9 protein-coding genes are annotated in these 11119 nt (G+C 36.3%); 6 read left to right on the top strand and 3 right to left on the bottom strand.

The window, feature by feature from the left end; all coding sequences use genetic code 11:
• A partial coding sequence (locus RG963_RS15320) for a hypothetical protein (protein WP_310577147.1) occupies positions 1-638 on the bottom strand: 638 nt, incomplete at its 3' end.
• A gap of 587 nt (positions 639-1225) precedes the next feature.
• Positions 1226-1921 carry a TIGR02391 family protein gene (locus RG963_RS15315; protein WP_310577146.1) on the bottom strand — a complete coding sequence of 232 codons (696 nt, stop codon included), beginning with the start codon at positions 1919-1921 and terminating at the stop codon, positions 1226-1228.
• Positions 1922-2206: 285 nt separating this feature from the next.
• Here RG963_RS15315 and RG963_RS15310 point away from each other — a divergent pair, with 285 nt between their 5' ends.
• From RG963_RS15310 to RG963_RS15285, 6 genes are all read left to right on the top strand, one after another.
• The gene (locus RG963_RS15310; protein WP_310577145.1) at positions 2207-2830 is read left to right on the top strand and encodes a hypothetical protein; all 624 of its coding nucleotides are present in this window, start codon (positions 2207-2209) and stop codon (positions 2828-2830) included.
• Positions 2831-3136: 306 nt separating this feature from the next.
• Entirely contained in the window at positions 3137-3661 is a 525-nt protein-coding gene (locus RG963_RS15305; RefSeq protein WP_310577144.1) for a hypothetical protein, read from the top strand.
• A gap of 922 nt (positions 3662-4583) precedes the next feature.
• On the top strand, positions 4584-4781 hold the full coding sequence (locus tag RG963_RS15300; protein WP_310577143.1) for a hypothetical protein: 198 nt from the start codon (positions 4584-4586) through the stop codon (positions 4779-4781).
• 477 nt (positions 4782-5258) lie between these two features.
• Positions 5259-5948 (top strand): hypothetical protein, encoded by a 690-nt coding sequence (locus tag RG963_RS15295; RefSeq protein WP_310577142.1) that lies wholly within the window; start codon positions 5259-5261, stop codon positions 5946-5948.
• Positions 5949-6681: 733 nt separating this feature from the next.
• Entirely contained in the window at positions 6682-6912 is a 231-nt protein-coding gene (locus RG963_RS15290; protein WP_310577141.1) for a hypothetical protein, read from the top strand.
• 401 nt (positions 6913-7313) lie between these two features.
• A complete protein-coding gene (locus RG963_RS15285) occupies positions 7314-7904 on the top strand; it encodes a UPF0228 family protein (protein WP_310577140.1) in 591 nt (196 codons plus the stop codon).
• A gap of 1093 nt (positions 7905-8997) precedes the next feature.
• Here RG963_RS15285 and RG963_RS15280 read toward each other — a convergent pair.
• Positions 8998-10680, bottom strand: a complete 1683-nt coding sequence (locus RG963_RS15280) for a right-handed parallel beta-helix repeat-containing protein (protein ID WP_310577139.1) — start codon at positions 10678-10680, stop codon at positions 8998-9000.
• Between the last annotated feature and the right edge of the window lie 439 nt (positions 10681-11119).

Below are 11119 nucleotides of genomic sequence, written 5' to 3'. Positions count from 1 at the left end.
GGATCATAAGCTGCAGTTGAACCGCCTGAACTGTGTGCAATATAATAGTCCGCAACAATCGAGGCTTGTTGCTCACGATTATAATCACGCAAATGCTTTTTTACACCAAGCCTGTACGCGTACCCCGAGCTTGCTTGCGCATGAATTGCTTCAATAAGGTATTGCGAGCCAACATATTCCATTTGCACAACATGGGTTAACTCATGAATAAGCCACTTCATTTCGGAGTTATCTGCTGCCGTGTTAATCTTTCGATTGAAATTGATAGTATGGAAGGTTGTAACACCCATACCTGAGCATCGGTTTATTTTCGCTCCGATCCGAGCAATGAGCGAACATTCGTCGATACGCACCTGCCAATAAATGATGCTATCTCCAAATACGCTTCGTGCTTCCCGTTCCTCTAGTGGGGTAAGACTTCGGGTATTAGGCTTAACAGCTTGCCATAACGAATCCATTGCTTCCGGGAAAGCATAAAAGTCGATAACTTTTGCGATAATCCGGCCGACCCTTACAGCAAAAGACAATAGGTCACACCATATCCATTTGCAGAAGTACTTTTCTCCCTGTGAAATCCGGATTTCGACAGCTTTCAAAGCATCACCCATTTTAGAAGTGCTTTCTCCCAGGTCCCGCATCTTTCCGATTTATAAATGTACATATTACAAAAAAATCTGTGAAACTGCTGTGAAACTATTGAAAATTTATACATCCCAAGAAACACTGATATCCAGATTTCTCACCTGAATAAGTTATCTACTTTACGTCTCATTTAAGTGACGCCGGTATTACCCCGATACAGAACTTTATCTGTGTTTTAAAAAGTGAATATTATCAAGCTTAAAGTACAGTATTTTTCCCCTAGATCTCAACAGATGGTCATTAATATCATCTCTATTCAGGCAATTATACAGTATTTTTAGGAAAACAAATGTATACTAAATAAGAATTGAAGACCTGAGAAAGCAGATCGACCTGATGAGCGACCAGCTACACGTAAAGGATGATCAAATAAGCCAGCTAAACGAAGTTACACAAAAGCGAGCTGTTCATATTCAGAGCTTAATTCAGGAAAATAGTAAATTGAATATGAAGCTCTTGCCATAAGTCACCGGTAATAATAAACCTTGGTGGAAATTTAGGTAAAGTTTATAGATACTTGAGATGATGTAATGAAAGGTTATGGTGCAAAATAAGGCAAAAAACTCACAGTGTTTCAAATATTCTAATTTTTATTAAGAACCATATGCCCCATTGGAGTCAATTCGAACCACCCAAACGTATCTAAATCTGCAGGTTTATCAGGAAAACTATAATCCCTAATTTCCTGTTTATATTCAATAAGACCTAAGTCAAAAACGGATTGATATTGATGATCAGTGTAACCTCTTTCACATAAGTCCTCAAACAAACCATCAAAACATCCAGGGCAAACTTGGGACGAAAGAAAAGAAAGTAGATCTGATATTTGTGATTCTTTATCAAAAATACCTCGTTCTATCAATCCTTTTACTCCACCTATCTCCGTAAAACTAATAGGTGAAGCAGCTATAAGATCTAGTAGTTCACTAGCTAATACCATAATCCTAATACAAATAACTTCATCGATTTTACTACCATCGTGAGCTGTGTAATTTCTGTAGTACGAAAATGCACCTTTAAATAATGATCTTGCTTGTTCTTGGAGTTCATCTCCTAAAGGAATTGTTAACTTTATATTTTTTCCAGATCCTAAAAGTGTATCGACTAATCGTGTGCCGAACAATTTCTCGTCAGTTCCAGATTTCTCTTTAAGTGCAAGTTCTACTTGTTTCATCGATTCAAATGCAGCAGATGGAAAATGACCATCCTTGTAAAGAGACATACACTTATCGATAATCCTTTGATGAAGTATAGTATCTAATCCAAATTCTACCGTCATTACTCCACCTACCAATTTTCAAAAACAAATTTTTGTATATATTTTATATGTAAAAATGAGTGTATTTTTTGTTAACCTATCATTAGATTACGTTTTATATTACTTTTACTTTAAAAATGCTTTAAAAACCAGAGAAAATTTAAAAAATCATTAAAAAAGTCACACTTCATGTAAAAACATACATTTTGAAACTTTTTTTGCTTATAGGGTTATTTGATGGAAATCTTGGCTATATATATAATAATTTTCGTTACGTTTATCAGTTTATTACTTCTATTGAAATGCGTGACAGACAATATAGCTAACTACAACTACGATGATACACTTGACCCTGAATCATATCGTATCAGAGAAGTATATGCATTTTACGGGCTTACGATGTATCACATTCAATGTTTAGAAAGAACTTTAGCTATGCTTGCTGCTACCGTTTATAATCCTAATGCCGACCATATTACTAAATCGCAATTTGACTCTATTCTTGAAGGAAACTTTAAGAAGACACTTGGTCAATTGATATCCAATGTTAAGAAATCCGTTGATTTATCAGACGATTTTGAAAAGAAACTTTCAGATGCTTTGGGAAATAGAAATTTTATAGCACATCATTATTTCTGGGCACGAGCTATGAAGTTCGGTCATACACGTGGTCAGGAAGAAATGATAACAGAACTCAGCCAACTAAGTGCTTATTTCGAAGAGATGGATAAGGAATTAGATCTAGTTCTACGAAAATGGGGGAACGCTAAAGGAGTAACCGATAACAGGATTTATCAGATTATGGGTAACATGCTTCTTTCGGAAATTAAAGACATCGATGATGAAGAAGCAGTTAAACAGATTATGAATACAGTAATTTATCAAATTTTAAATGATGCATCTTCGAAAGAGCGTTACAATACAGGCTAATGCTAGCAAGTGCTGTAAGAGATTGAATGTATTTGGGTATTTTAGTATAACTTATGCATTTTGTTCACATATCTGGGCAGTGTTGCAAATTTGCTGTAAATTCAAAGTTAATTTTTTGCAACGGAACCGAAAGAGCAGCGTTAACGCAATTCATAACATAACTTCTTGTCGCACTATAATGTTCACAGATAACATCCAGATTTAGATAGCTACTCCGAATAATCTATTTATAAAATTGACTTCATCAAGAACACATCGATTTAGAGTATCAACCTGTCCTTTTTTTAAAATTGTAGGTGGCGGATAATGCAAACAATTGAGGTCGGTAAACCTTTTCCAGGGACGAACCCCATCAATGAGAGTGTAATCTTTGAATTTAAACAATCTGGTGGTTTTCTAAGGATAGCCTGGACTTCCCCATCACAATTCGAACTTAAGCAATTCGCTGAAGGTAAGATCAAACTAGGTCTCATGGAGATTGACGGTATTATCTTCATCCTAGTTAAATTCGGATCAATGAGCTGGATGGATGCCCCTTACCATGTCAAGTTTTTCCCTCCATATGACATTGAGGACCTTAACGATATGAACAAAGGATATCTCATAAATTATGTTATGTTGGACGCAAAAACCAGAATCGTGAAAGTCTTGAAGCTCCTGGAAATGCCTCACGGAATGTCCCTGCAGTTCAAGGAACTTGTCACGAAGCAGCGTGAAACTTCAATTGATGGGTACGATCAAAGGTTCTTCCAGATATACAAAAAGCACAGCACGAACGATCTCGTAAGGATGGCAAAGACATACGATCTGGTTAAAAAGGATAAGTTATGAGAAATATTAAGAACATCCTACTAATATATAAAAAGTCTGTCAACTCGGAGAAATACAATCCAATGGCTTTCCGACCCCTCAATTGATCGTAAATCATCCGTTCAATATAGGGTAAAACAGCCAGCTTAGAACGCGAAATTCATACACCAAATTTGAACAGGGTATGTGTTCCTAATACTTTTTAGCCATTGGGCATGTAATCGGTTATATGTTCTATATTCCGATATACTATAGAATAGCATGGTTTAGAAAAGCATACCTTAGAGAGAAGCAGAAAAAACACCAATAGAAAAAATTAATATATTTTGCTCTATATTCAGGACTTCGAATTTACAGAACTTTCGGTACACTGCCGATATGGGTAGTGTGCTAATTTTTCTGTAAATTTGCTTCGTAGTTTTCCTATAGGTTTCATGGGAAAACCTATGGATATTCTAAAAGTTTCAGATTACTGAAAAATTGCAAAATACCTCTAGTATGCAGAACTAACATAATTTCGCTAAAATTAGTAATACAAAAAATGTTATTTCTATTTTATTGTATAATTATTATAAAGAAAATTGTCATTTTCAGGCAGAATTTTCCATAATTGCTTATGTGTTTGTTTTTTCGATTGTTACATAGTTTATAGGAATATGCTTGTTTCCTTCGATAAACCCCCTACCAAACGCAAAAAGTATAATTTTGTAGTGCATGCTTTCAGCATTTGCCTGGGTAGCAACATATTATGTAAAATGTTGATAACCTTGAGGTAATCAGGTAAAAAGAACTGCTGTGATGGGTGCGACCTCATAGGACGCCCTAGGCCCAATTTGTTTTCAGTGGGTGGTGTGTTCCCATGCCTTGTTTAGCAGCCTGAAGGATACAGAAACAACTTTCAACATCACAGACCTGTATATATTGTAAGGACGAGGAGAAATTAATGAAAGTTACTGCACGTTTTCAAAAGAGATTAAATATTCTTGTGATGGTATTTTCAGTTACTAATATTGTACATCTTGTGTACTTATATAGAATTTCAGGAGATTGGGCTCAGTTGGGAGCGCTTGGTGGGTGGGTAGTGGCGGTGATGTACGAATACTTGTTCATTAGATACTCTAAAGACGAAGCTTTTGAATAAGCATATGTTAAAACAGTGACCAAACCACATACTGAAGCCTTAAAAGTAAAAAGTCACCATGTATGGAAATTGCATGACGAAGCCTGTGACTGTCTAGGGAATTTATTAGTCTAAATTTCATATGGGTTAACAGTATTATTTTATTTAATAAGATAAAAACTCGCACGATTGCTCTTTTAGAGTTTGAATATGAGTTAAGGCATTATTCTCACATATATACTTTACAGCCAAAGTCTCTAACAATCAAAGATCAGGAAATAATTACAGATTCAAAATGAGTATGAAAATCGCATTGTTAGAGAGTTTACACATAAAACTTATAAGGAGTTAACAAAAAGTAGTTTATGGAGTTCAGAAGTACTTTCCAAGGTTATCGAACTCCATGAATACTCCCTAAGAAGCAAGATTAAGTTAGCTTTGCGAATATATAAGCTTACCTAACCCTGCTTCCTAAACAATCATATAGGAGCTGGATAAGTGAGAACGAATCAAAAATTAATGATAGGAATATTTGTTTTAGCAATTCTGCTAGTTCCGCTAGCAGTGGCAAGTGAAGATATCAATAAAGCGACAAAAGATAGTAAGCTTTCAAAATCTTATACATTTACCACAAATGAAAGCACGAGTAAAGTTTTAGCTCAGGTTTACGGAACAGATATAACAATGGCGGAATTTATGGATAAAGTATATCCAGGGTCACTGAATGAGCTTCCTAAAGATAGTGTAGCTCGCCTTAAGAAAACACCAATGACCTGGCCAAAACCTGGAGTATCACGCTCAGGAGACGCGATGATTAATGATATTATTGCCACAAGCCCATATTATGCAGTAACTGATTATTCTGCTTTATCGACTTCAAGGTCCCAAGGAACGGCAACTTATTCATCCATTGCACAGGTAACAGCCCCAACATCAAGTACTACTATTCCAGAAATAAGTATAACTTCATACTTATTCAAGGATGGTGACACGTCCCCCATGGCTTCTGCGACTAGTTATGGATTCAATACAAACAAAAAGACAGCAAGGGGCACAGCAAACTTAGTTACTGGGTATCACAGTTACTACACATCTGGTTATCTCTATGTGGTATGGCCTATTGGATGTAACCCGGCAACTGGAGTAGATACAACTGTATCATCATATCAGTATGTTACATATCCATAAGCATTCAAAAAATTTGACTATGGGTGATTTATTAAAGTTAACGAAATACCGTTAACTTTAGTAATAATTTTTTACTCTCAGTCAAGTGTTGTAATTTCTTGTTAAATGAGGAATAAAGTAATTCTCCCTGTAAAAATGTGATACTTGAGAAAAATATTTAAATGCGTACGCCATATAGAAAACCATGGCTATAGAATCTAACGCAATAATGATTTTTGGAATACCTATACTGTATATCGTAGTCTTCGCTGTTTTAGTGATGTTAGTTTTATATTTATTATATCGAACGAAAAAAAACGGAATGAAACCAAAAGAACTGCAAGACCATTAAAGCAGGTGTTTAGGGATATTCCCGCAATTTACAAAAGAATTGATTCTAAAATCGATTTTGAAAATGAATGTAAAAGGTCAATGTCAGTGCCTTAAAAACATGTTATTCTCCTCTTTTCTTAAGGTTCCCCAGGTTCAAGAGGTCACCAATAACAGAGCTTCTAAAATATTATGCCTGCCTGACTATTTTTTACTCTTTTTCTAAAAATGCTTTTTCCCGCTGCTTCGAATCAAATAGGAGCCTGCGAAGGAAGAGCCGAAAAAGCCTGATGTAGTGAAACTTACTGTCTCACCCATGCAGATTGATGAGGAAGAGGAGGAGGAAGAAGAAATAGAGGAAGTCCCTGCCCAAAAGGAGCCGTATAAAGACATCAAGCTTAAAAAGGAACTAGCAAAATAAGTGATGAAAAAGCTTGATGCTGTCACAATATCAATCAATGGCGCTAGGCAGATTGCAAAGGTCATTCAGGAAGCACCTGAGACTGCCAAAAAGATAATGGAAAAGCTTGAAGCCAGCCCGACAAAGGTATCAGTTGAAAAGGTTCTACGAGAAATTAAAGCTGAGAGTAACCCAATTGAGCCATATGTTAGTGCAGCTTACTCAGTTCTCTTTGAGATTGACCTGGACCTGTAAGCATTGAGGTTATAAATACTCTTGTGAAGGCAAAGACGTTTTACACTCCTGAAGAGTCTTTAAGTAAGGAGTGGTTGGGGAAAGTTACAGAAAAAAAGAGGCATATAATATGAGCTTTTCTCTACCTGTGTTTTCCGAGAGACGCATACGACGAGTTGAGTATTTTAAGTCAGCTCACCTCCGAAATAAATAACAATAGACCTGTAGTTAGTCTGATTCCAGGGCATGTTCGAGTCTGTAGAGGATACTCAGATTCTGGCGTTGGACTACACTATTTGAAGATTAATGATCCACTACCCGTTGGATCGGGGCACCAATTTCTAGAAACTTGGGGAGCCGAAACTTGTCATATATACGTGAAGTGAAGAGCTAAAACTCTTCACTTTTTTGGGGTAATTGGTATGAGTAGAATTAACAAGAAAGTTGCTTTTTTTATTGTTTTTCTGATTCTAGTAATAATTGCAGGGTTATTTGTAAAAACACCAGTAGATACGGAAACGCAAGTTAACGATGAGCTTAAGGTAGGTGGTATGTATATTCAATTTGAAGATGGAGTTTCCGATTCGGAAGTTAAACTTGTTCTTAATAATTATAACCTGACTATGAACTATAGTATAAAGTACAATATTGATCACACGGCGGACAAATACTACATAATGTTAGACAAAGACAATCGGGATATAAGACGTGAAATAAGTCAAAAAATGAAAGAGGAAAAAAAAGATTGGATTATATCTTCTCCTTCTCAAGTTATCAGAAAAGGAGATTATCACGTAGTTACGGTATCTGAACAAGCTGTTCAAGATGAAAATTTTCTTGAAATACTCGATAAATATGATATTCAAGTGAAAAAGTCTACCTGGTGTTATATTCTTTTTGAAGATGAATCCAAGAATTGGATTCCGGAAAAAGATGCAATCAGAATAAAAAGTGAGCTCGAAAAGAACGAAAATATTTTCTCTGTATATCTTGATTACACTAATTCATCTTAATTACCCTAATTTGGGAGTTTGATTTCACTTTGTTCCAAAATAAAAATATATAGTGACCAGGTGAGGCATTCGCAACCGATATCATCTTAATTACCCTAATTTGGGAGTTTGATTTCACTTTGTTCCAAAATAAAAATATATAGTGACCAGGTGAGGCATCCGCAACCGATACATTTTATAAAGACAAAGCTTAAAAGCAGTGATGGATATAAGATTAAATCGTATGACGAAACCTGTAACCGTCTGAAAGCTGCTTAGAAGTCAGAAGATTACTGGTTTTATGGTAAAATCTATGTATACTTATCTTTTTATCTTACCTTTTCAAAGAGTTAATAGTCCAAAACAAGCCAAAATTTTATAACTCATACTATCCAAATTAATGCAACATGAATATACTTTTTAAATTCATCGTTTTTTGATGTTGCTTATTTTACTGCTAGGATACTACTTATCAATCAACAAATTTACACTTATTACACTCGGCATAGCATTCCTTTTATCAATAATAGCTGGAGTATTATCTGCGAGTAGAGATAAAAAACAAGAATAGAGTGGATAGATTTAGAGTAAATCATTGATAGAAGCTAAACCAGTGAAAATACATCGTTTTCATGCATTTTCGGTTAAGGGAGGAATCATGATAAATTGTATTCATTCCCTTGACATATGCCCAAAATTCAGACAGACATTGAACTGGAGCAGGGTACCGATTTTAGGCAAAGAGGCTAAAATTTGAGGCCAATTTCTGATCTAAAATCGATAGCCTTCAGGCAAGAAAATTCCTTAACCGATGACCAATGACATCGTTTTTAATGTAAAATCTATGCATTAGTAAAAGCCATAAATTCTGTTTTTTGTAGTGAGAACAAATGTATAGAGTCAGTCAGAATTTACAGAACTTTTAGTACACTGCCGCCGGATCTTTTACAGCGAGATAATATAACTGTTTTTGGGTGAGGTTCAGTTGTTTATGGGGAAAACCACTGCATTTTGCCTTTTATTCAGTCCTTCTAGAATAAAGTTGATTGACTTTTTTTAAAGATTGAAAGTAAAAAAGAAAATAAAATGAAGATAATAGATAAAAATAGATCTCTCAAACCTTCTTAGCCAGGAAAAAGAGAGATCCCGTTTTAATGCCGTTTTCGGAATAGTTCTCCGGGACTTTGAGAACGACTTCCAGGTTTTTACTTGTATTATTTTCAATTACTTCAGAAAATTCTGGCCAGAAAAAAGAAGAAAGATAGATGCCGTCTGAGAAAACCGCATCTGAAGGATCTCTAACTTCAGCGGAAATAATCACATCACTTTTTCCTGTGTTTCTTACATTCAAAACCTGCGGACTGCTTGACTGTCCTGCAAGCAAGGTTCCGAAATTAAGAGTATTTCTGTCAATTTCGATGGAAATATTAGAGATTTCGTTTATTTCAGGCATCCCGATTATTACTTTAAGATCCACCCCGGATGCATAAGGAGGTTTGGCAAGAGGAAAATAATCAAAATCGCTTCCGTTGATATTGTATGGAAGATCGCAAATCCCGTCCGAATCCGAGTCATTGGAGATCTGGGAAAAACCGGTTCCTTCCAAATTCGCCCAGAAATTCCCTCCCAGATTTGGCCCCTGTAAAATATTCGTTCCTGGTGTCTTTGTAGTATTCCAGATATTTCCTTCAGTATTCTCTACCTTCACATTTATACTGTTATTAAAGTAATTGTTGTAGATGCGGTTATCAGCACTGTAGTCCAGCAAATAAATGCCGGACTCATTACTTGAAATTATTGTATTGCTGGACAGTTCATTATCGTGGCATTCGTCTCTCAAAAAGATGCCTGTGCTACCATTTGAGATCGTATTATTATAGACTCGGGAATCGAAGACGAAATCGAAGTAAATCCCATTCCCGCAGCCAGTAATCCGGTTGTCCCGCAGGACGGTTCTTGCCTGAACGTCATAAATGTCGATACCGGTACTGCAGTTTATAATATCATTCTTTGAAACGAGATTGTTTCCACCGCAGCAGGCAATACTTATTCCTTCGCCGTTCGAGAGCCGGTTCTGGAACATTATATTGTCCCAGCAGTGAGCACCAAGCAGGATATAGCTCCCTTCAACTATATTATTTACCAGTAGATTCTGGCCGCATCCTTCATCAAGCCAGATTCCATTGCGGAAAAAGGTATTATTCAAGAGTGTGCTGTTCCTGGAGTTCTGCAGATAAACGCCGTACCTATTTTTGAAAAAAATGTTTTTCTCGATTGTGCAGTTGTTAACCTGTTCAAGACAAATCCCTGCTGAAGGACAGCCAACCCCGTCCCACTGGGAAATAAGCCTATCTGATCCGGAACCTGAAGTCTGTCCCCTTTCCGCATCACTTGAATTACTGCCCAAGCCAGAAGAATTTGCGGAACCTGAAGTTTCAGGAACGCTGAAAACTTCCCCTAACCCTGTTATATTAAAACCGCTGATAGTTACGTTATCTGCTTTAACCTCGAATATGCTGGAGTTCTTTTCCCTGCCCCTTACAAGCACGCCATCAGGGCTCCCGGATTCCGAGCTGATCGTCAGCCCTGAAACATTGACAACAATATTCTCCTCATACTCTCCGGCTTTCACAATGACGAAATCTCCGGTTGTAGAATTATTTACTGCAGCCTGAATTGAATTTCCAGGCTCTACGTAAATAATCTCCGCACTCCCGATGCCTGCTGAAAGCAAAAATAAAACAGTGATCAGTGTGGTACTGAACATCTGCCAGGCATGAGAATCTCTGATAAACACGATTTTCAGAACTAACCCCCCAATACTTTACACGGCTTATCCGGCTCAAAACAGAATAAACTTTGAACCGGCAGTTATTGCGTATAATGGCTATAGTTTATTAATATACAAATATAATTCATTATTTATCTATTAACTGTCTTTTTGTTTTTATATGAAACGACAGTCTATCAATAATCATATTCTTCTGAAAAGAGTAAATAAATTGTTTAAATATTCACCTGGACTTTCAAGATTTTTAAATTATTTTTAATATTTTTGAAAAAAATTAAGATGGGTGGAAAAAGCCGGAGACAATTAAGGAATATACAGAGAAACTTCTTCGAAAATTGCAAGGCTGGGTATTTGAGAGCCACCAGATGAAACCGGGCATAGGAGGGCTTAAAGGAACCGAGTTTAAACAAAACCTGATAAGGTCCTGGAGTTTTTAAGGATATAT

Origin of the sequence: Methanosarcina baikalica, assembly GCF_031461075.1 — an archaeon.
Classification (GTDB): Archaea; Halobacteriota; Methanosarcinia; order Methanosarcinales; family Methanosarcinaceae; genus Methanosarcina; species Methanosarcina baikalica.
This window is presented reverse-complemented; position numbering and strand designations above follow the sequence as displayed.

Bases quoted from the DNA above. Each gene is read 5' to 3' on its own strand.
- RG963_RS15315 (WP_310577146.1), bottom strand. From the start codon at position 1,921: ATGACGGTAGAATTTGGATTAGATACTATACTTCATCAAAGGATTATC.
- RG963_RS15305 (WP_310577144.1), top strand. From the start codon at position 3,137: ATGCAAACAATTGAGGTCGGTAAACCTTTTCCAGGGACGAACCCCATC.
- RG963_RS15300 (WP_310577143.1), top strand. From the start codon at position 4,584: ATGAAAGTTACTGCACGTTTTCAAAAGAGATTAAATATTCTTGTGATG.
- RG963_RS15290 (WP_310577141.1), top strand. From the start codon at position 6,682: ATGAAAAAGCTTGATGCTGTCACAATATCAATCAATGGCGCTAGGCAG.
- RG963_RS15285 (WP_310577140.1), top strand. From the start codon at position 7,314: ATGAGTAGAATTAACAAGAAAGTTGCTTTTTTTATTGTTTTTCTGATT.